Below are 20,030 nucleotides of genomic sequence, written 5' to 3'. Positions count from 1 at the left end.
GCCTCATGAATATCAAGCAGCTCGAAGTCCTGCGCACGCTTCTGTCCACCGGCTCGACCATCGCCACGGCCAAGGCCATGGGGCTCAGCCAGTCCGGTATCAGCCGGCTTCTGGCGCAGCTCGAGGCGGACCTGTCGCTGACGCTGTTTGCCCGCGACAAGGGGCGGCTGATCCCGACACCGGAGGCGGTGCTTCTCGCTCGCGACGCGGAAAATGTGCTGCTCGCTGTCGATCGCATGTCCGGCCACGCCGAGGATCTGCGCAATGGTGCGGCTGGCCCGGAAATCGTCCGCATCGGCCTGCCAAGCAGCATGTGGGAAAATTTCGCGCCCGCCATGCTGATCGATTATGTCAGGGATTTTCCCGGCGTCCGTATCGAGACCTTTTTCGAAACGACGACCGCCATCAACAAGCTCGTTGGCGAGCGGGTGATCGATCTTGGTTTCCTGCGGATGGAGGGCGAGATTGGCCCGGGCATCGATGTCGAGCGTGTCGCGACCGGCAAAAGCGTCTGCGTGGTCCGTGAGGATCATCCGCTGGCCGAGCTTGACGAAATCACCGTCAAGGACCTGCGCAACATTCCACTCATTCTGATCGGCCGCCAGCGGCCGAACCGCATGGCGCTCGATCAGGTTTTCAAAAAGGCCGGCGTCAAGCCGATGGTGAAGATCGAGACCCACACCAACAGTTCCGCCTGCGCCTATGTGGCGCATGGGTTGGGAGTAACGATCATCAGCAGTTTTTATGCTAACCTCTACCGGCATCTTCCCGTTGTTGCCCGACCATTCGCTCCCCAGGCGACGCAGGAGTTCGGTCTTGCCCGCGCTTCCGGCGCACCTTTGTCCATCGCCGCGCAGGCGCTGAGTGATGCCTTGAAGCGGGAAATCCAGCTTTCACAAAAAATCGACTGAAAACGGGATTTTGGACGGAAAATCTCATTGTCCTCATCAGAATCAAACGCGCCGGCATTCTGCATAGATATATGACGTTTATGCATAATATTGCGCCTTATTTATCAATCCGTCATAGTCACCAGCAACGAAACCGATAGAGGCGGGATACCATTCCCCGCCATCAATCGTGGGGAACCGATGATAAGATTCATACTGAGTCGTCTTTTGATGGCGCTGCCGACGATCGCATTCGTGTCGATCACGGTCTTCGCGCTCATCCGCTTTATTCCAGGTGATCCGGCTGCCCTGATGCTGGGCGACATGGCGCAACCGGAACAGATCGAAGCGATGAGGACCGAACTCGGCCTCGACAAGTCCATGCCGCAACAGTTCTTCATCTGGGCCGGCAATGTGGTGCAGGGCGATTTTGGCCGCTCCATCGTCAATGACGAGGCGGTGCTGCCATTGGTCGTCTCGCGCTTTCTCGTCAGCGCCGAGATCGTCGTGGTCGCCGTGCTCCTCGCCAGCATGATTGCGGTTCCGGCGGGCGTGATCGCCGCCTGGAAACAGAACAGCCTGACCGATCTTGCGCTGGTGGGAACGGCAACCCTGCTGCTGTCCATTCCGACATTCTGGCTGGGTCTTCTGCTTCTTCTGTTTTTCGGCCTCAAGCTCGGCTGGCTGCCGGTGCTGGGATATGTGTCGATCGGCGACAATCTGGTCGGCGGCATGCTTTATCTGGTCCTGCCTGTCATGACGCTGGTGATCCATGAAATGGGTGTTCTGATCCGCATGGCGCGCGCCTCGACGCTGGAAGTGCTGCGGCTGGATTACATCACCCATGCCCGCGCCAAGGGGCTTTCGGAAAGTGCGGTTCTCTGGCGGCACGCGTTCAAGAACGCCTTCGGCCCGACCTGGACGATGATCGGCCTCATTCTCGGCAATCTTCTTGGCGGCATCGCCGTCATCGAGACGGTGTTCACCATTCCCGGCCTCGGACGGCTGATGGTCGACAGTATTTTTGCCCGCGACTATCCGGTCATACAGGGCTGCCTGTTGTTCGTCTCGCTGTCCTATGTGCTGGTCAACCTGTTCGTCGACCTTCTTTATCCCCTCTTCGATCCGCGTGTGGTTGCCGAATGAAAAAGTTCACACTTAACGGGCTTATCGGCGGCTTTCTCATCGCCCTCCTGCTCATCACTGCCGTGACCGGCCTGTTCTGGACGCCCTATGACCCGATGAAGCTCGGCTTCGCCTCGCGTCTGGCCGCACCCGGTCCAAGCCATCTTCTCGGCACCGACGAATTCGGGCGCGACGTTTTGAGCCGGCTGATGGTCGGCGCGCGCGCCAGTGTCTGGATCGGTTTCCTGACGGTCAGCTTCGCGACGATCTGCGGCACGCTGATCGGTCTCGTCAGCGGTTATGCACGCGGCTGGGTGGATGGCGTTATCATGGCGATCAACAATGCGCTTCTGGCCTTTCCGGGCATTCTACTGGCGCTTGGCCTTCTCGCGGTTTTTGGCGCCAACCAGTACGGCATCATCTTCGCACTCGGCATCGCCTACACGCCATCCATGGCCCGCGTGGTGCGCGGTGCCGTGCTTTCTCTGCGTGAGCGGGAATTCATCGAGGCGTCGCTGGTCATGGGCAATGGCGAGATCTACACCATGTTCCGCCATATCCTGCCCAATTGCATCGCGCCGATCACGGTTCTCGCCACCTCCATGTTCGGCTGGGCCATCCTCTCGGAAAGCGCGCTGTCCTTCCTCGGCCTCGGCGTGCCGCCACCGGCGCCCACCTGGGGCAACATGCTGGCCGCCGGCCGGCCCTTCATCCAGCAGGCCGTCTGGCTCGGACTTTTCCCCGGTCTCTGCATCGCGCTGACACTGCTCGGCATCAATCTTCTGGGCGATGCCCTGCGTGACAGGCTTGACCCGCGCATGAGAGGTCTCAAATGACGGACAATACTCTTCTTACCGTTCGCGGCCTTTCGCTGGAGGTCGCCAGAAGCGGCCACCCAGTCGTCAAGGATGTCTCATTCGATATTGCCGCGGGCGAAATCTTCGGCATCGTCGGCGAAAGCGGCTCGGGAAAGACGCTCGCAACCCGCGCGCTTATCTCGCTTTTGCCGCCGGCCATCGCCGTCACCGGCGGGTCGATCATCTACAAGGGGCAGGATGTCATGTCCTTGCCGGTGAAGGAGCTTCGGCGTCTCCGCGGCGCGGAGATCGGCGTGGTGTTTCAGGAGCCGATGACCTCCCTCAACCCATCGATGACGATTGGCCGGCAGCTGGAGGAGGGGCTGATCCTTCACACGAAGTTGTCGCCCGAAGAGCGTCGCGAGAAAATTCTCGACATGCTGCGACGGGTGGGCATCCGCGACCCCGAAGGTGCGCTGGCGGCCTATCCGCACGAGTTTTCCGGCGGCATGCGCCAGCGCATCATGCTGGCCTCGGTCATGCTGTTGAAACCCGCTTTGCTGATCGCCGATGAACCGACGACGGCGCTTGATGCGGTCATCCAGCGCGATGTCATGGAACTGATGGTCGAGCTGACGCGGGCGGAAGGCACTGCCGTTCTCCTCATCAGCCACGACCTGCCCATGGTGGCGCGTTATACCAGCCGCATCGTGGTGATGGAAAAAGGCGCGATCGTCGAGCAGGGCCGCACCGAGGACCTGCTGGATGCGCCGCAGCACCCCTATACGAAAAAGCTGCTTTCCTCCCTGCCATTTCGTGGCGAGCCGCGCGCCGTCGACACGAGCAAGGCGCCGATGGTTTCGGCCCGGAATATCGTCGTTGATTATGCCGGTCGCAAGTCGCTGCTCAAGAAAGCCAAATCGAAGCGGGCGCTGCATGGCGTCAGCATCGATATTCATGAAGGCGAGGTCGTGGCGCTGGTCGGTGGCTCCGGTTCTGGCAAGACCACGCTTGGCCGCACCATCGCCGGTCTCGTCAAGGAAAGCGAAGGGCAAATCCGCTTTCAGGGCCGGGAGCGCAACGAGGACTGGAAAGACTACCGTCTGAATTGCCAGATGGTGTTTCAAGATCCCTATTCCTCTCTCGATCCGCGCATGACCATTCAGGCGCTCGTGGAGGAGGCTCTGCGCCTCGTGCCCGGTCTCGACCAGGCCGCCAAGCGCAAGCGGGCACTGGAAACGCTTGAGGAGGTGGGGCTTGGCGCTGACTATGCCGCGCGTTACCCGCACGAGCTTTCCGGCGGCCAGCGCCAGCGTGTGGCGATTGCCCGCGCCATTGCCCGCCGTCCGCGTTTCCTGATCGCTGACGAACCTGTCTCCGCGCTCGACGTGACGGTGAGGGCGCAGGTGCTCGATCTCTTTTCCGATCTGCAGAAACGTTACGGTTTTTCCTGCCTGTTCATCAGCCACGATCTCGGTGTGGTCGAGCAGGTGGCCGACCGTGTCGTCGTCATGCAGGACGGCCGCATCATCGAAGAGGGCGACCGCGATACGATTTTCGACAGCCCGAGAGAGGCCTATACGCGCCGGCTCCTCTCGGCCATTCCCGCCCTCGACCAGAATGAAAAGGGCGGTGTGACACTGAAATGGCGTCTGGAAGATGAAGTTTAACAGGAAGATGACAATGACTGTGGCTGCCCAACTGAATGCTATCTGTGATGCACAGCCTTTCGTGACACGTTTCATGGTGCGCAATCTCCTCACCGGCGAAGAGATCGGACGGGGAGAAAACGAGGAGACGCCATCGGGCAGCACCCGCAAGACGTCGATCATGATGGCCGTGCTCAAGGCCGCCAGCGAAGGGCGGATCGATCTCGACCAGCCCGTCACCTATGAAAAGAGGCTGGCGGAAGAAGTGGCGAGCGGCATGTTCCGCTATCTGACGCCGGGCATTGTCATTTCCCTGCGCGATGCGCTCGCCGGCATGATGGTGCTGAGCGACAATGTCTGCACCAAGATGGTGCTGGAGAGGCTGACGCTGGAAGAGGTGGATGGTTATTGCAAATCACTCGGCATGGCCAATACCCATCATCGTTTCCTCATTCCGCCGCTGACGCTGGCGGCCGATCATCCGCTGAAAACCGTCACCACCACCTCGGCGGCGGACCAGGTTCTGCTGCTTCAGACTATTCTCGATGCGCAATCCTCGCCGGAGGCACAGGCAAAACTCGGTTGCAGCCCGCAATTGTGCGAGTGGGCCATGCAGACGCTGAAGAACCAGATTTTGCGCTATGGAATTCGCTCCCGCCTGCCTTTCGAGGCCGTGGTGGCGAGCAAGAGCGGCCGCGGCAAACGTGGGCGCATGGATGCCGGCATCGTCTACAGAAATGGCGCGCCAGCCTTCATCATCACCGCCTATACGGATGACGTGCCGCAAACCATGCCTGACGGCACGCCGGGCTATACCATCGCGCTCGAAACGATCGGCCGGCTGGCGCAGGCCTGCTGGGGTGGCTTTTAATCACTCACAATCAACGACAACAATGAGGGTAGAACAGTGAAAAAACTTCTTCTTGCAGGCGTTGCCCTGCTCGTAACGGCCAATATCGCGGCGGCCCGCGACATCACCATCGCGCAAAGCTCGGATCTGCGCAGCAACAATCCGGGCGTGAACCGCGACGGCAATACGGACGGGGTTATCCTGCACATCGTTGAGGGCCTCGTCGGTTACAACAATGCCGGCGAGGTGAAGCCGCTTCTTGCCGAAAGCGTCGAGGTTGCGTCTGACGGCCTGACTTATTCGTTCAAGCTGCGCAAGGATGTGAAATTCCACAATGGCAAGCCTCTCACCGCGGAGGATGTCGTCTGGAACTGGATACGTTATCTGAAACCGGAGACCAAGTGGACCTGCCTCAACGATTTCGCGGAAGGCGGAGCCGCACACGTCACCGGCGTCAAGGCCACGGATGCATCCACGGTCGAGATCACGCTTGAAAAGCCGTCAGGCGTTTTCCTTGGCCTCATGTCGCGACCGGAATGCGGTTATACCGGCATGATCTCGCCGGAATCGGTTGCTGCCGATGGCAGCTTCGTCAAGCCGATCGGGACCGGGCCGTTCCAGTGGGACGAGTGGAAGAAAGGCGAATATATCCGCCTTGCCAAATTTGCCGATTATGTTTCGCCGGCAAATGACGGCAAGCCGGATGGTATGGTCGGCTCCAAGCGGCCGCTGGCCGACGGCATCAAGTTCATGGTTATTCCAGATGCTTCGACGGTGAAGGCGGGTCTTGAATCCGGCGTGCTCGATACGGCCGAGATTTCTCCCGATCTCATTCCGGAGTTCAAGACCAACGAAAAGATGCAGCTCATCGTCGCCCGCAACAACGGCAAGAACCTGTTCTATATCCAGACCCGTGACAAGGTGCTGAGCAATCCCGGTGTGCGCCGCGCCATGGCGATGGCGCTCGATCTCGATGAACTGGTTGCAGCCGCATCGAACGGCACGGGTGAGGCTAACGGTTCGATGGTCTCGCAGGATTCGGTCTATTACGACGAGGCCCAGAAGAAGCGTCCGGCCTATGACATCGAAGCGGCCAAGAAGGAGCTGGCCGCCGCCGGTTACAAGGGCGAGCCGATCTCGATCATCGCCAACAAGCGCGGCAACGTGCCGAGTTTCCCGGCCGCCGTCATGGCGCAGGCGATGATGCAGCAGGCGGGTCTAAACGTGCAGATCGAGGTGCTGGATTATGCGACGCAGGTGGATCGCCGCCGTTCCGGCAATTATCAGGTGATCTCGCAGTCGGTCGCTCCGCGTCTCGACCCGGCACTGATGTACGCCTTCTATGTCGGCAACAAGGATAAGAACGCCTCCCTGATGTGGGATGATCCGAAGGCGATCGAACTGATGAAGGCGGCCTATGTCGAGGCTGACCAGACGAAGCGCCAGAAGATTTTCGACGAATTTCACGAACTGATGCTGAGGGAAATGCCGGGCATCTTCCTTTACGACATGGTCGATGTCTGGGGCGCGACGAAAAAGCTGAAGGGCCAGCCGGTCTGGCAGTCGAACGCCCGTCTCTGGGAAGTCTCGGTCGACAACTGATCTACTATGACCGCGCCGGAGGCGGACTCTGGCGCGGTCTTTCCATCATAGAGCGTAAGGATTTGGCGGAGTTTCCGCCGAAGCGCTTGCGCGTGCCCGCAAAGGGCGGAAATGCGAGGACAAGCCATGAACCGTGATGCCGTGATGTCGATTGCCGCCGAAGTCGAGGCGATGAAGCCCGATTTCACCACCCTGAGCGACAGTATCTGGGATTTTGCCGAGCTGAAATTCGAAGAACGGCAATCTGCCGGCGTTCTGGCTGCAGCGCTTGAGGAAAATGGCTTTGCGGTTCGCCGCGGCGTGGCAGGCATGGAAACGGCCTTCATCGGCGAATTCGGCAGCGGCAAGCCGGTCATCGCCTTCCTCGGCGAATTCGATGCGCTGGCCGGCATGAGTCAGTTGGCCGATGTGGCGCAGGTGCAGCCGCGCGAGGCAGGCGCCACCGGCCATGGCTGCGGCCACAACCTGCTTGGCGTCGGCTCATTGATGGCCGCTATTGCTCTCGCCCGGCATCTGAATGCCAATCATCTTCCCGGCACAGTGCGTTATTACGGTTGCCCCGGCGAAGAAGGTGGTTCCGGCAAGACCTTCATGGTGCGCGCCGGCCTGTTCGATGATGTCGACGCGGCGCTGACCTGGCATCCGGCACCGTTCAACGGCGTACGCTCAACCAATAATCTTGCCGTGCTGGAATATTTCTACCGTTTCAAGGGTGTTGCAGCCCACGCCTCCAACGCCGCCCATCTCGGGCGTTCGGCGCTCGATGCCGTCGAACTCATGAATGTCGGTGTCAACTTCCTGCGCGAACATATGCCGCAGGATTGCCGGGTGCATTATGCGATCACCGATACCGGCGGCAAGGCGGCGAATGTGGTGCAGGCGAAGGCCGAAGTACTTTACCTGATCCGCGCCCCGGAAATGCGCCAGGCGCTCGATCTTGCCGCACGGGTGGACAAGGTGGCGCGCGGCGCGGCGATGATGACCGAAACGGAAGTGGAGATCGTCTTCGATACCGCTTCCACCAACCTTCTGCCCAACATCACGCTGGAAACGGCGATGCATGAAAACATGGTTGCGCTTGGCCCTGTCGCCTTCGACGAGGCGGATATCGATTTCGCCAAACGCATTCAGGATACTTTCACCGACGAGGCGATCAAAAGCAGCATCCGGCTCTACCAGATAAAGGGCGATGTTTTTTCCAACCGGAAGATCGACGGTTCGACGCCGCTGCATCTCGGCCTGCGGGATTTTGAGGGCCAGTCGCATTTCCGGGCGGGTTCCACCGATGTCGGTGACGTTAGCTGGGTCACGCCAACGGCGCAGTGCTGGACGCCGGCCTGGGCGATTGGGACCAATCCGCATACCTGGCAGGTGGTGGCGCAGGGCAAAAGCCCTGCCGCCCACAAAGCCATGGCGCATGCCGCCAAGGCAATGGCGTCGACAGGCCTTGCGCTGATGACCTCGCCGGAACTGCTCGCCAATGCCAGGAAGGAGTGGCAGGAAAAGACCGAAGGCAGCAACTATGTCTGCCCGATTCCCGCCGATGTCATGCCTGGCTCCCACCCGTAAGGCGCTACGCACTTCCATTTGCCGCCGTCCGTCTGCCGCCAGATTTCCACAGGCGGCATGGTGAATCGCATGAACGTTCCAAGGTGAAGAAATCCGATGCTCCGCCGGCCTTCTGAAGAGAGGGCCGGCGGATTCCGGTTTGGAATAAATCTTCCATCTCAGCCGAGTTCATCCTGGCTCCGAACCGGGAGCCGTAATTTCAACGGCTTATGGCTTCCCTGCCTCAAGGGCAGGACGAGGCAAACGGAGCTTCAGTACCTTCATCGGCAATCCCGTCTGGAACGCTCGTCCGCTTGAATGCCCAATCATCACAGCCTTGTGCGCCGCTCCACAGCTGGGCTGCGAAGAAAGCATTGACGTTCGAACCAAAAATGGAATAAATATATCGAACAGGCAGAAAATCGGTTTCATTATTCCGTTTTCTGAATGTGAGGAGGTTGCGGCGGGCTTTCGGGTTCGCCTCCGGCTGGGAGAGGCGGCGCCGGACGCCATGGAGGAGAAAAACAATGAGGAAATTTATCATCGGCGCAGCCATGTCTGTGCTTCTCGGCACTGCGGCCCATGCGGAGACAGTCGGTGTCTCGATGGCGCTGTTCGACGACAACTTCCTGACCGTGCTGCGCAACGGCATGCAGGATTATTCCAAGGAACTGAAGGGCGTCACCCTGCAGGTCGAGGACGCGCAGAACGACGTCGCCAAGCAGCAGAGCCAGATTCAGAATTTCATCGCATCCAAGGTCGATGCGATCATCGTTAACCCGGTTGATACGGATGCTACGGCGGCCATGTCGAAGCTTGCCGCCGATGCCAAAATTCCGCTTGTTTACGTCAACCGCCAACCGGTGAACGTCGACAGCCTGCCTGATGGCCAGGCATTCGTCGCTTCCGACGAAACCGTTGCCGGCACGCTTGAGGCCAAAGAGGTTTGCCGCCTTCTCGGTGGCAAGGGCAATGCGGTCATCATGATGGGCGAGCTTTCCAACCAGGCTGCGCGCATGCGCACACAGTCTGCGAAGGATGTTTTGAAGACCGACGAGTGCAAGGGCATTTCCGTGGTTGAAGAGCAGACCGCGAACTGGCAGCGCACGCAGGGTTCCGACCTGGTGACCAACTGGCTCTCCAGCGGCATCGAGTTCAACGCCGTCATCGCCAACAACGATGAAATGGCGATTGGTGCTCTCCAGGCGCTGAAGGCCGCGGGCAAGGACATGAAAGACTATGTCGTCGCCGGCGTTGACGCCACGCAGGATGCTCTCGCGGCCATGCAGGCGGGCGATCTCGACGTCACGGTCTTCCAGGATGCGGCAGGGCAGGGCAAGGGTGCTCTCGATGCCGCGCTGAAACTCGTCAAGGGCGACAAGGTCGAGAAGAAGGTCTACATTCCTTTCCAGCTCGTCACGCCTGAAAACGTCAAGGACTACGTGGCCAAGAACTAACGGCCCCTTCCGGCATCTGCGCCTGTTTCAGGTGATCCCGGATGCAGATGCCGGTTCCCGATAGCACTGAGGAGCAAGCTTCGGTGTGTGAGCGGATTGCGATGGGATTTCAGTGAATTCAAAGTGTTACAGCGCCCTTGTGTCGTGATCGGCACGGCGCTGTAAGCCTCCCCGGAGGCAAGGGTGCGCCCTCTGGCAAAACCCTATCTCCGGTCATTTTTGTCTATTGTGGAGGGTGAGATGGTTGTCAGTCCATCGACAATGGCCGCCGTGCGCGCCAGCGGAGCCGTGCCGAATGCGGAGTTTCTTCTCGCAGCGGATGGCGTACGCAAGGAATTTCCCGGCGTCGTGGCGCTCGATGATGTGCAGTTCCACCTCAAGCGCGGCACCGTGCATGCGCTGATGGGCGAGAATGGCGCCGGCAAATCGACGCTGATGAAGATTCTCGCCGGCATCTACCAGCCGGACAAAGGCGAAATCCGCCTGAAAGGCGCGCCGATCCGTCTCGATTCCCCGCTCGATGCGCTGGAGAACGGCATCGCCATGATCCATCAGGAACTGAACCTGATGGCTTACATGACGGTTGCGGAAAACATCTGGATCCGCCGCGAGCCGAAAAACCGGCTGGGCTTCATTGATCACGGCGAAATGTATCGCCGCACCCAGACCCTGCTTGAGAGGCTGGGTATCGATCTCGATCCGGAAACCCGTGTTGGTGAGCTTTCGGTGGCAAGCCGTCAGATGGTCGAGATCGCCAGGGCGGTTTCCTACGATTCTGACGTTCTCATCATGGACGAGCCGACATCTGCGCTGACGGAGCGCGAGGTCGAGCATCTCTTCCGCATCATTCGTGATCTCAGGGAGCGCGGCATCGGCATCGTCTACATCACCCATAAGATGAACGAGCTGTTCGAGATCGCCGACGAGTTCTCGGTTTTCCGCGACGGCAAATATATCGGCACTCACGCTTCCACCGATGTGACGCGTGATGACATCATCCGCATGATGGTGGGCCGGGAAATCACCCAGATGTTCCCCAAGGAAGAGGTTCCGATCGGCGACGTCGTTCTGTCGGTCAAGAACCTGAACCTTGATGGCGTGTTCCATGACGTCTCCTTTGATGTCCGCGCCGGTGAAATTCTCGGCGTTGCAGGTCTTGTCGGCTCGGGCCGCTCCAATGTGGCGGAAACCGTGTTCGGTGTGACGCCCGCTTCCTCAGGGACGATAACGATCAACGGCAAGCCGGTTTCGATCGACAGCCCGACGAAGGCTATCAGTCACCGCATGGCGTTTCTGACGGAGGACCGCAAGGATACGGGGTGCCTGCTGATCCTCAATATTCTTGAGAACATGCAGATCGCCGTCCTGCAGGACAAATATGTCGCCAATGGTTTCGTGCAGGAAAACGCGCTTTCGGAAGCCTGCGAGGAGATGTGCCGCAAGCTCCGGGTTAAGACGCCGCATCTTTACGAACGTATCGAAAACCTGTCCGGCGGCAACCAGCAAAAGGTTCTGATCGGTCGTTGGATGCTGACCAAACCGCGCATTCTCATTCTGGATGAGCCGACGCGCGGCATCGATGTCGGGGCGAAGGCCGAAATTCACAAGCTGGTTTGCGAGATGGCGCGCCAGGGCGTCGCCGTCATCATGATTTCCTCCGAAATGCCGGAGGTTCTGGGTATGAGCGACCGTGTCATGGTCATGCATGAAGGTCGGGTGACGGGCTTCCTTGATAGAAGTGAAGCCACGCAGGTGAAAGTGATGGATCTCGCATCGCGGTGAGGCGCGCCGGGATTTCTCGAGGAGGAACGATTATGAATACGAACGCCGCCGCCAACACGGAGTTGGATGCAAAATCCGGACGCAAGCCGCACCGGCGCATCCCGCCCGAGGCCAATATATTTTTCGTGCTGATCGGCATTGCGCTGGTTTATGAAATTCTCGGCTGGATTTTCATCGGCCAGAGCTTCCTCATGAACCAGCAGCGCCTGACGATCATGATCCTGCAGGTTTCTGTCATCGGCATCATCGCGGTTGGCGTGACCCAGGTCATCATCACCGGCGGTATCGATCTCTCCTCCGGCTCCGTCGTAGGCCTGACGGCGATGTTGTCCGCCAGCGTGGCGCAATCCTCCACATGGCCGCGAGCTCTCTATCCGGGGCTGACCGATCTGCCTTTCTTCATACCGCTCGCGGTCGGCATATTGGCCGGTACCCTGGCGGGTTTCATCAACGGACAACTCATCGCGCGTACCAAAATTCCGCCCTTCATCGCAACACTCGGCATGATGGTGACGGCGCGCGGTCTTTCCAAATGGTATACGAAGGGCCAGCCGATCTCGGGGCTCACCGACGGTTTCAACTTCATCGGCACGGGTATCTGGCCGGTCGTGGTTTTCCTCGTCGTCGCCGTCATTTTCCATGTGGCGCTGCGTTATACGCGCTACGGCAAGTTCACCTATGCCATCGGCGCCAACCAGCAGGCGGCCCGCGTTTCCGGTATCAATATCGAGGCGCATCTGATCAAGGTCTATGCGATTGCCGGCATGCTGGCCGGTCTCGCCGGCGTCGTTACCGCTGCCCGCGCGCAGACGGCGCAGGCCGGCATGGGCGTGATGTATGAACTTGATGCCATCGCCGCGGCCGTTATCGGCGGCACGTCGCTCGCCGGCGGTGCCGGGCGCATCACCGGAACGGTGATCGGCACCATCATTCTCGGTGTCATGACGTCGGGCTTCACCTTCCTCAGGGTGGATGCCTATTACCAGGAAATCGTCAAAGGCCTCATCATCGTGGCCGCGGTCGTTGCTGACGTCTACCGGCAGAAGAAACGCGCAAAGCGCTAAATCCTCCTCCCAGACTTGGGGCAGGCCTTCAGGCTTGCCCCTTTTTTGTGTTCTTGTGGGCCGAGGGGATCAGCGGCGGTTCAGACCTTGCTGTTTCGATAGTCGTGGACGGCCTTGCCGAAGGCCTCGAACAATGCCCGTGAGGGTGCGTCTGTCTCGGCCCAATATTCCGGATGCCACTGCACACCAACGGCGAAGCCCTTGGCGTCGATGACGGAAACGGCCTCGATCGTGCCGTCCGCCGCCGTTGCTTCCACCTGCAGGCGTGGTGCGGTCTCGGCAATCGCCTGCCGGTGCAGCGAATTGATCTGGATTTCGCCTGATATGCCAAGATGCTGCGCAATGCAGGAGCCTTCGCGCACATGTACCGGCTGGCGGATGGCGAAGGCCACGTCGCGGTCGTCATGTTCCGGCTTGCGGTGGTCCCATATGCCGGGCTGCTCCTGAATTTCCGAAGCAAGCGTACCGCCCAGTGCGACGTTCAGTTCCTGAATGCCGCGGCAGATGGCCAGCATCGGAATACCGCGCTCGATGGCGCGGCGGATGAGCGGCAGGCTGGTGGCGTCGCGAGCCTGATCGAACGGGCCGTCGCTCTCCTGCGCTTCTTTTCCGTAAAGGGAAGGGTGCACATTGGTGGCGGAGCCGGACACGAGCAGGCCGTCCACCCGGTCGAGAATGGCGTCAACCTCGTTTCCGTCCTCGAAGGCCGGGATGATGAAGGACATGACACCAGCCACTTTCAATGCGGCGGAAACATACTGGTTCTGCGCGGCGTGCCAGTCGGCCCCGGTGAAATGCCTTATGTCGGCGGGTACGGCGATAATTGGTTTTGGCATGGTGGCTCCGGGACGAATCTTCGAAATTTGTGCGACTGCCGGCTGGCCAAGTCAAGCACGCGTTTTGCGTTCTGACGATCCTGTATGCGCCTAAAGTATAAGGCGGTGCCGGGATATTTCAGTTGCAAATAAAAATGCGAAGCAGAGTTTCGGAAAATTCCCGGAAAGGCCGGTTTTTCCGTGATTAATTCTTGGCGCGGGTGCTTGTCAGCCGGGCGGTAACCGTGCTTACTTTGCTGCGATGCCTGAACAGCAACGAGGGGAATTCAAAGCTGCGGGCAGCGTTCATATCTGGGAGGATATAGATGGATCGCCGTTCCTTTATGAAAAAAGGTGCGCTTGCGGGAGCTGCCACTGCAGCTCTGGCTGCGCCCGCCATTGCACAGCAGAATACCAAGATCAACTGGCGTCTGACGTCGTCGTTTCCGAAATCGCTCGACACGATCTATGGCGGCGCCGAGGATATCGCCAAACACGTCGCCGCTGCCACCGACGGCAATTTCACCATCCAGCCCTTTGCTGCGGGCGAGATCGTGCCCGGCCTGCAGGCGGCCGATGCCGTGTCATCAGGCACGGTGGAAATGTGCCACACCTGCTCCTATTATTACGTCGGCAAGGATCCGACCTTCGCCATCGGCACGGCGATACCCTTCGGCCTCAACGCCCGTCTGACGAACTCATGGTTCTATGAAGGCAACGGCAACAAGCTACTCAATGAGTTTTACGCCAAACACAATCTCTACGGCATGATTTCGGGCAATACCGGCGCGCAGATGGGCGGCTGGTTCCGCAAGGAAATCAATACCGTCGACGATTTCAAGGGCGTGAAGATGCGCATTGCCGGTCTCGCCGGCAAGGTAGTGGAAAAGCTCGGCGTCGTACCGCAGCAGATCGCCGGCGGCGACATCTATCCGGCGCTGGAAAAAGGCACCATCGACGCGGCGGAGTGGGTCGGTCCTTACGACGACCACAAGCTCGGCTTCCAGAAGGTGGCGAAATATTACTATTATCCCGCTTTCTGGGAAGGTGGCCCGGTCATCCATTCCTTCGTCAATCTGGACAAGTGGAACAGCCTGCCGAAAAACTACCAGACGGCGCTGCAGGATGCCTGCGCTTTCGCCAACACCAGTATGATGGCGAAATACGACGCGAAAAACCCGATCGCCATCAAGCAGTTGGTGTCGGAAGGTGCGGTACTGCGGCCGTTCAGCCAGGAAATCCTCGAGGCCTGCTACAAGGCCGCACTGGAAGTGTACGCCAATATTTCGGCGTCCAATCCGGACTTCAAGAAGATCTACGAGGACCAGGTTGCCTTCAAGCGCGAAGGTTATTTGTGGATGCAGCTTGCGGAATACACTTTCGATACTTTCATGATGATCCAGCAGCGTAACGGCAAGCTCTGATTATTCGGTGACGGCGGACCGAGCAAAGGCCCTGGGGATTTCGATCTCCGGGGTTTTTGTTGTGCGCGCATGCCTTCACGTGTCCGACAACAAAGGATGATTTACGATCAAATCCGTTGTGAGCAAAAGCAGCAGGCTCCGCGACCAGCCGGAGTGTCGGCGGGGATTTGCCACGCCGACCTCGGCAAAGGCCCTGCTCTCAACTGTGGAGGTGATGCGATGTGGAAACCACTGAGCATTGCGTTTGCCGTTAGAAAAAAACCGAACAGGCTGGTCACTGACTGTCCGGCTTCATTTCAAACGATAAGCAAAACGGAAGGCAGGGCTGCAACCCTGTCTTCCACTCCGCAATCATAAGCGTTTCGCCAGGTCCTTACAAGACAGCTCTTACGGTCCGATCTTCGGTGGTTCGCCGAGATTAGGCATGCCTGGCAATCCACCCGGCTGACCGAAATTAGGCATGGTGTTGCCGCCCTGATTGCCAAATGAGGGTATCTCGATCTTGATGGAATTCAGATCGACTTCGGGTGCCTTGTCCAGCCAGTAGGTAACGGATTCCGGCCAGAAGATCACGATGGCGACGAGGATGAGCTGCATGCCGAGCCATGGAATGGCACCCATGTAGATATCCGACGTCTTGACCGTGCGCGGTGCGATGGAGCGCAGGTAGAACAGCGCAAATCCGAAGGGTGGATGCATGAAGCTCGTCTGCATGTTGATGCAGATCAGCACGCCGAACCAGATCAGGTCGATACCGAGCGCCTGTGCGATCGGGGCCAGCATCGGGATGACGATGAAGGCGATCTCGAAGAAATCGAGGAAGAAGGCGAGGAAGAAGATGAAGATGTTGACGAAGATCAGGAAGCCGATGGGGCCGCCCGGAATGCCCGACAGCATATGTTCGATCCACAGCGAGCCGTCCATGCCCTGGAAAACGAGCGAAAAGCAGGTGGCGCCGACCAGAATGAACACCACCATGGAGGTGATATGCATGGTGGAATGCATGCCCTGCTTGACGAGATCCCAGCTGAGGCGGCGGTGCGCGGCTGCCAAGGCCATTGCACCGACGACGCCGAGCGCACCGGCTTCGGTGGGCGTTGCGAGGCCGAGGAAGATGGTGCCGAGCACGAGGAAGATCAGCACGATGGAAGGGACCATGCCCGCCAGCACGCGGAACACCAGCTTGCGGTCGAGTTCGCCGCGCGCTTCCGGCGGCAGCGCCGGCAGGTCCTTCGGCCGTACGATCGACATGAACAGGATGAAGAGCATGAAGATGGCGACTTGCAGGATCGACGGGCCGATGGCGCCGAGATACATGTCGCCCACGGATTTGCCGAGCTGGTCGGCAAGAACGATCAGAACCAGCGAAGGCGGGATGACCTGCGTGATTGTTCCCGATGCGGCGATGACGCCGGTGGCAAGCCGCGGATTGTAGCCGTATTTCAGCATGATCGGCAGGGAGATGACGCCCATGGTGATGACCGAGGCGGCAACCGTGCCGGTAATCGCGCCGAGAATTGCGCCGACGATGATGACGGCATAGGCGAGACCGCCGGGAATGGCGCCGAACAGTTTGCCGGTCCCTTCAAGCAGATCTTCCGCAAGCCCACATCGCTCGAGGATCGCGCCCATGAAGGTGAAGAAGGGGATGGCCAGCAGAAGGTCGTTCGAGACGATGCCGAAGATGCGCAGCGGCAGCGCCTGAAGAAAAGCCGGTGAAAAATGCTCGGTGAAGATGCCGATGATGCCGAAAACGAGACCGACGGTGGCGAGCGAGAAAGCAACCGGAAATCCGTAAAGCATGAAGATGATCATGCCGAGGAACATCAGTGGCGGAAGAATACCATATTCGAACATGGGAAATATCCTGAAGGTTCAGATCGGTGTGATCATTGCAGGGGTTTTTCGTACTTCGTATCGAGCGCATAAAGCCCGTTAAGGGCCCCTATGCGCTTGATGAGTTCGGAAAAACCCTGAAGAACCAGAAGAGCGAAACCGGCGAAAATGATGAATTTCACCGGCCAGCGGATAAGACCGCCGGCATTGGAGGACATTTCGTTCTGATGCCAGGACAGGGTGAACATGGGCCAGGAAAGCCAGGCGAGGTAAAAGCAGCCGGGCAACAGAAACAGCACGATGCCGATAATATCCACCCAGATGCGGCTGCGCGGCGAAATCGCGCCATAAATGATGTCCACTCGCACATGTTCGTTCATGCGCAGCGTATAGGATGCGCCTATCAGCACGATGAAGGCGAACATGTACCACTGGATTTCCAGCCAGCCGTTTGAACTGTAGTTCAGGGCGTAGCGGACCATGGCGTTGCCGGCGCTGACGAGGCAGCAGATGAGCACGAGATAACCGGCGACCTTGCCCAGTGCTTCGCTTGCAAGGTCTATCAGCGCACTTAATTTTAAAAGCGACTTCATATAACTTTCCCCTCTTCCCTTTTCGGGCCCTTTGCGGGTTTATGGCGGAGAGCAAAGCCCGGTATCCCTGCTGCAGCCACGCCTCCACGTGCTTCCGCTGCCACAGGCTCCAGAGTTCCTCCCCACAGAATCCCGTGTATGGTCAGGCGGTTCGAAAAGCAACCAAAACCGCCATGAAACAGCTCGACCGAGTGCCCTTTTCAACCGTTTGCGAAAGAATGTTGCCCTATGGCATGTTTCGCCCGGTTGAGCGGTCGTGCTGCATGCCGTTGCCGCTCTTTCACGCAGAACGCATTGCGCTTTTCGGCGACTTCATGTTACCTCTGGCTACGGAGAATCCGGCATGGGTCCGTGATCGTCCGCGGGCAGATTTCCCCGTACGACGGGCATGACGGATGGAGCAAAGGGGAAGCGGAATGAGCGAACACCACACGGGTCCGGTCGAAGTTGGCGCCGAGATGAATTACGCCGAGCACGAAAAGACCTATAACGGTTTTCTGGCCCTGACGAAGTATGGCACCATGTTGCTGTGCGTGCTGATGCTGGCCATGGTCGCGGGGTTCTTCGCCGCCGCCGGCTTCCTTGGCGGTGTGGTCGTCTTCGCCGTGCTGTCGGCCGCGGGTTTCTTTCTGCTGCGCTGAACAATCCCGTTCATGAGCGGTTTCCGTTCGGGGAACCGGGCGATGCCGGATAACCGGAGAGGCCAAGCCATGAAGCGCCTGTTTTATTGTTTGTTTCTGCTGGTGGCGATTGCGCATCCCGCTTTGTCGCGTGATCTTTCGCCTGCCGAGCAGGATAGCCTTCGCACACGGATAGAGCGGTTCAGCACGGCTTTGAATGCACAGGATTTCGAGCTTGTCGGCACGACCGTGCCGCCGAAAATCTTTGAGTTCATCGCACGTGACGCGGGTGTTAGCGTGGAACAATTGCGCGGCGCCTTGACCACGCAGATGCAGATGGCGCTTGCGGCGGTCAAGATAACCGAATTCACCATGGATACGCAGGCAATCACCCTTGCGCAAACGCCTGATGGAACGCCCTATGCGCTCGTTCCGACGAAGACGGTGATGGAAACCGGCGGCCAGACGATCGAGGCGAAATCCCACACGCTGGCGCTGATGGATGGTGCGGACTGGTACCTGCTGAGGGTCAGCGACCAGCAGCAGGTAACTATCCTGCGCAAGGTCTACCCGTCCTTTGCCGAGGTGGAATTTCCTGATGATTCCATGCAGCCGGTAAAATAGACCGGCCTCTTTCGTTCAGGAGAAGCGTCCCGGACGGAATGGGTCGACCGAAATTGCCGTTTCCTCGCCGCTGGCCAGCTGCGTCACCAGACGGGCGGTGGCTGCGGATTGTGTCAGCCCCAGATGGCCATGGCCGAAAGCATAGATCACGGAGGGCGTGGCACGGGCCGTGCCGATGACGGGAAGACAGTCCGGCATCGACGGGCGGAAACCCATCCATTGTTTTCCATCCTCCAGCTTCAGTCCGGGCAGGAAACGCCCAGCCTTCTTCAGCATCGCCTCTGCACGGCGGAAATTCGGCTTCAGTTCCAGCCCGCCAAGTTCGACCGCGCCGCCGACACGGATGCCCGTTGCCAGCGGGGTGACGACAAAGCCATGATCGTTGAAGTAAAGCTGACGCGTCAGGTTGAAAGCGCCGGCGGGAAGGGTGGTGTTGTAGCCACGTTCGGTTTCCAGCGGCACGATGTTGCCGAGCGTCGCGGCAAGCTTTCTCGACCAGGCGCCGCAGGCAATCACCACCTTGTCGGCATCGATCTTGTCGCCGTTTTCGAGCGTCACGATCGTGCTTTCGCCAACGGCATCGATGCGTTCGGCTTCGCCCTTGCGCAGGCTTGCGCCACGGGCAATCACCAGATCGAAAATAGCGCGGGTGAAATCATAGGGGTCGGAGACCTGCAGGCCATCGGTAGAGAATATGGCGTGGCGAAACTGCGGCGCGAGACCGGGTTGCAGCTCTTCGATTTCGTTGCGGCCGACGCGCTCAAAGGTGAAGCCCGCGTTTTCCTTTTCGTCCCAGTCCTTGCGGGCAGCGTTGAGGCTTGCCTCACTGTCGTAAAGATCGAGCGTCCCGGTTTTTGAAACGAGGTGCGAAAGTTCCGGAATGGCGGTGATATGGGCCATTTCCATGGCCGCCAGCCGGTTGATTTCCGTCAGCGATTTCAGCCCGTGGCGGAAGTTGCGCTCGGCGCTGGCGCGCCAGAAACGCCACAGCCAGGGTGCGATCTTCGCCGCATAGGCAGGCGGCACGCTGAGCGGGCCGAGCGGATCGAACAACCAGCGCGGTGCTTTTTTTATGATGCCGGGAGCGGGAATGGGTATGATTTCGGGGAAAGCCAGAATGCCGGCATTGCCGGAACTCGCCCCCCGGGCAACCTCGCCGCGCTCCAGAAGCACTACCTCGCGTCCGGCATTCTGCAGATAAAGCGCCGCCATGGAACCGATAATGCCGGTGCCGATCACCAGCACATCGCATTTCAGGGTTTTGGTCATCGGCGCTCCTGCAACACAAATCTTTCAACCCCGCCATAACAATGAATGCCGCCCGGATGAAAGGCCGCATCGTGTCGCTGACGCA

Annotated in this window: 18 protein-coding genes; 13 read left to right on the top strand and 5 right to left on the bottom strand. The window is 59.2% G+C overall.

Features of this window, described 5'->3' with window-relative positions; genetic code table 11:
- Positions 1-5 precede the first annotated feature (5 nt).
- The 7 genes from ASB65_RS17270 to ASB65_RS17240 all read left to right on the top strand — a co-directional run bounded on the left by ASB65_RS17270 (position 6) and on the right by ASB65_RS17240 (position 8,482).
- The gene (locus ASB65_RS17270; protein WP_060724810.1) at positions 6-911 is read left to right on the top strand and encodes a LysR family transcriptional regulator; all 906 of its coding nucleotides are present in this window, start codon (positions 6-8) and stop codon (positions 909-911) included.
- Positions 912-1,091: 180 nt separating this feature from the next.
- Positions 1,092-2,036, top strand: a complete 945-nt coding sequence (locus ASB65_RS17265; RefSeq protein WP_060724809.1) for an ABC transporter permease — start codon at positions 1,092-1,094, stop codon at positions 2,034-2,036.
- Positions 2,033-2,851, top strand: a complete 819-nt coding sequence (locus ASB65_RS17260) for an ABC transporter permease (protein WP_003500526.1) — start codon at positions 2,033-2,035, stop codon at positions 2,849-2,851. The genes ASB65_RS17265 and ASB65_RS17260 overlap by 4 nt, the downstream gene beginning before the upstream one ends.
- Positions 2,848-4,482 (top strand): ABC transporter ATP-binding protein, encoded by a 1,635-nt coding sequence (locus tag ASB65_RS17255; RefSeq protein WP_060724808.1) that lies wholly within the window; start codon positions 2,848-2,850, stop codon positions 4,480-4,482. The genes ASB65_RS17260 and ASB65_RS17255 overlap by 4 nt, the downstream gene beginning before the upstream one ends.
- Before the next feature lie 13 nt (positions 4,483-4,495).
- On the top strand, positions 4,496-5,332 hold the full coding sequence (locus ASB65_RS17250; RefSeq protein ID WP_060724807.1) for a serine hydrolase: 837 nt from the start codon (positions 4,496-4,498) through the stop codon (positions 5,330-5,332).
- A gap of 36 nt (positions 5,333-5,368) precedes the next feature.
- The gene (locus ASB65_RS17245; protein ID WP_060724806.1) at positions 5,369-6,913 is read left to right on the top strand and encodes an ABC transporter substrate-binding protein; all 1,545 of its coding nucleotides are present in this window, start codon (positions 5,369-5,371) and stop codon (positions 6,911-6,913) included.
- Between the two features lie 126 nt (positions 6,914-7,039).
- Positions 7,040-8,482 carry a M20 family metallopeptidase gene (locus ASB65_RS17240; protein WP_060724805.1) on the top strand — a complete coding sequence of 481 codons (1,443 nt, stop codon included), beginning with the start codon at positions 7,040-7,042 and terminating at the stop codon, positions 8,480-8,482.
- A 223-nt stretch (positions 8,483-8,705) separates the two neighbouring features.
- Here the strand turns inward: ASB65_RS17240 and ASB65_RS17235 are convergent, their stop codons facing one another.
- Positions 8,706-9,017: a hypothetical protein gene (locus ASB65_RS17235; protein ID WP_060724981.1), complete on the bottom strand. Its 312-nt coding sequence runs from the start codon at positions 9,015-9,017 to the stop codon at positions 8,706-8,708.
- Between ASB65_RS17235 and ASB65_RS17230 the strand changes: the two genes are divergently transcribed.
- The 3 genes from ASB65_RS17230 (at position 8,989) to ASB65_RS17220 (ending at position 12,764) form a co-directional block, all read left to right on the top strand.
- Complete coding sequence (locus ASB65_RS17230) at positions 8,989-9,918, top strand: sugar ABC transporter substrate-binding protein (RefSeq protein WP_003506747.1); 930 nt, start codon at positions 8,989-8,991, stop codon at positions 9,916-9,918. The genes ASB65_RS17235 and ASB65_RS17230 overlap by 29 nt on opposite strands.
- A 240-nt stretch (positions 9,919-10,158) precedes the next feature.
- Complete coding sequence (locus ASB65_RS17225; RefSeq protein ID WP_060724804.1) at positions 10,159-11,700, top strand: sugar ABC transporter ATP-binding protein; 1,542 nt, start codon at positions 10,159-10,161, stop codon at positions 11,698-11,700.
- 32 nt (positions 11,701-11,732) lie between these two features.
- Entirely contained in the window at positions 11,733-12,764 is a 1,032-nt protein-coding gene (locus ASB65_RS17220; RefSeq protein WP_003510336.1) for an ABC transporter permease, read from the top strand.
- A gap of 80 nt (positions 12,765-12,844) precedes the next feature.
- Here the strand turns inward: ASB65_RS17220 and ASB65_RS17215 are convergent, their stop codons facing one another.
- Positions 12,845-13,600 carry a gamma-glutamyl-gamma-aminobutyrate hydrolase family protein gene (locus tag ASB65_RS17215; RefSeq protein WP_060724803.1) on the bottom strand — a complete coding sequence of 252 codons (756 nt, stop codon included), beginning with the start codon at positions 13,598-13,600 and terminating at the stop codon, positions 12,845-12,847.
- 305 nt (positions 13,601-13,905) lie between these two features.
- Between ASB65_RS17215 and ASB65_RS17210 the strand changes: the two genes are divergently transcribed.
- Positions 13,906-15,003 (top strand): TRAP transporter substrate-binding protein, encoded by a 1,098-nt coding sequence (locus tag ASB65_RS17210; protein WP_003510333.1) that lies wholly within the window; start codon positions 13,906-13,908, stop codon positions 15,001-15,003.
- A 387-nt stretch (positions 15,004-15,390) separates the two neighbouring features.
- On the opposite strand, the gene ASB65_RS17205 is transcribed toward ASB65_RS17210, so the two are convergent.
- Complete coding sequence (locus tag ASB65_RS17205; protein WP_060724802.1) at positions 15,391-16,860, bottom strand: TRAP transporter large permease; 1,470 nt, start codon at positions 16,858-16,860, stop codon at positions 15,391-15,393.
- Positions 16,861-16,892: 32 nt separating this feature from the next.
- Positions 16,893-17,432, bottom strand: coding sequence for a TRAP transporter small permease subunit (locus tag ASB65_RS17200; protein ID WP_003510329.1), 540 nt, complete (start codon positions 17,430-17,432; stop codon positions 16,893-16,895).
- A gap of 416 nt (positions 17,433-17,848) precedes the next feature.
- Here ASB65_RS17200 and ASB65_RS17195 point away from each other — a divergent pair, with 416 nt between their 5' ends.
- Complete coding sequence (locus ASB65_RS17195; RefSeq protein WP_060724801.1) at positions 17,849-18,073, top strand: aa3-type cytochrome c oxidase subunit IV; 225 nt, start codon at positions 17,849-17,851, stop codon at positions 18,071-18,073.
- Positions 18,074-18,142: 69 nt separating this feature from the next.
- The gene (locus ASB65_RS17190) at positions 18,143-18,676 is read left to right on the top strand and encodes a hypothetical protein (RefSeq protein ID WP_174014769.1); all 534 of its coding nucleotides are present in this window, start codon (positions 18,143-18,145) and stop codon (positions 18,674-18,676) included.
- Between the two features lie 15 nt (positions 18,677-18,691).
- Here the strand turns inward: ASB65_RS17190 and ASB65_RS17185 are convergent, their stop codons facing one another.
- Positions 18,692-19,945 carry an NAD(P)/FAD-dependent oxidoreductase gene (locus ASB65_RS17185; RefSeq protein WP_060724799.1) on the bottom strand — a complete coding sequence of 418 codons (1,254 nt, stop codon included), beginning with the start codon at positions 19,943-19,945 and terminating at the stop codon, positions 18,692-18,694.
- Between the last annotated feature and the right edge of the window lie 85 nt (positions 19,946-20,030).

This window comes from Agrobacterium tumefaciens str. B6 (assembly GCF_001541315.1).
Classification (GTDB): Bacteria; Pseudomonadota; Alphaproteobacteria; order Rhizobiales; family Rhizobiaceae; genus Agrobacterium; species Agrobacterium radiobacter.
The sequence above is the reverse complement of the archived record's forward strand: the minus strand, read 5'-3'. Positions and strand labels throughout refer to the sequence as shown.

Excerpts from the sequence above, each read along its gene's own strand:
- ASB65_RS17270 (WP_060724810.1), top strand. The coding sequence starts at position 6 with ATGAATATCAAGCAGCTCGAAGTCCTGCGCACGCTTCTGTCCACCGGC.
- ASB65_RS17265 (WP_060724809.1), top strand. The coding sequence starts at position 1,092 with ATGATAAGATTCATACTGAGTCGTCTTTTGATGGCGCTGCCGACGATC.
- ASB65_RS17260 (WP_003500526.1), top strand. The coding sequence starts at position 2,033 with ATGAAAAAGTTCACACTTAACGGGCTTATCGGCGGCTTTCTCATCGCC.
- ASB65_RS17255 (WP_060724808.1), top strand. The coding sequence starts at position 2,848 with ATGACGGACAATACTCTTCTTACCGTTCGCGGCCTTTCGCTGGAGGTC.
- ASB65_RS17250 (WP_060724807.1), top strand. The coding sequence starts at position 4,496 with ATGACTGTGGCTGCCCAACTGAATGCTATCTGTGATGCACAGCCTTTC.
- ASB65_RS17240 (WP_060724805.1), top strand. The coding sequence starts at position 7,040 with ATGAACCGTGATGCCGTGATGTCGATTGCCGCCGAAGTCGAGGCGATG.
- ASB65_RS17230 (WP_003506747.1), top strand. The coding sequence starts at position 8,989 with ATGAGGAAATTTATCATCGGCGCAGCCATGTCTGTGCTTCTCGGCACT.
- ASB65_RS17235 (WP_060724981.1), bottom strand. The coding sequence starts at position 9,017 with ATGGCTGCGCCGATGATAAATTTCCTCATTGTTTTTCTCCTCCATGGC.
- ASB65_RS17225 (WP_060724804.1), top strand. The coding sequence starts at position 10,159 with ATGGTTGTCAGTCCATCGACAATGGCCGCCGTGCGCGCCAGCGGAGCC.
- ASB65_RS17220 (WP_003510336.1), top strand. The coding sequence starts at position 11,733 with ATGAATACGAACGCCGCCGCCAACACGGAGTTGGATGCAAAATCCGGA.
- ASB65_RS17215 (WP_060724803.1), bottom strand. The coding sequence starts at position 13,600 with ATGCCAAAACCAATTATCGCCGTACCCGCCGACATAAGGCATTTCACC.
- ASB65_RS17210 (WP_003510333.1), top strand. The coding sequence starts at position 13,906 with ATGGATCGCCGTTCCTTTATGAAAAAAGGTGCGCTTGCGGGAGCTGCC.
- ASB65_RS17205 (WP_060724802.1), bottom strand. The coding sequence starts at position 16,860 with ATGTTCGAATATGGTATTCTTCCGCCACTGATGTTCCTCGGCATGATC.
- ASB65_RS17200 (WP_003510329.1), bottom strand. The coding sequence starts at position 17,432 with ATGAAGTCGCTTTTAAAATTAAGTGCGCTGATAGACCTTGCAAGCGAA.
- ASB65_RS17195 (WP_060724801.1), top strand. The coding sequence starts at position 17,849 with ATGAGCGAACACCACACGGGTCCGGTCGAAGTTGGCGCCGAGATGAAT.
- ASB65_RS17190 (WP_174014769.1), top strand. The coding sequence starts at position 18,143 with ATGAAGCGCCTGTTTTATTGTTTGTTTCTGCTGGTGGCGATTGCGCAT.
- ASB65_RS17185 (WP_060724799.1), bottom strand. The coding sequence starts at position 19,945 with ATGACCAAAACCCTGAAATGCGATGTGCTGGTGATCGGCACCGGCATT.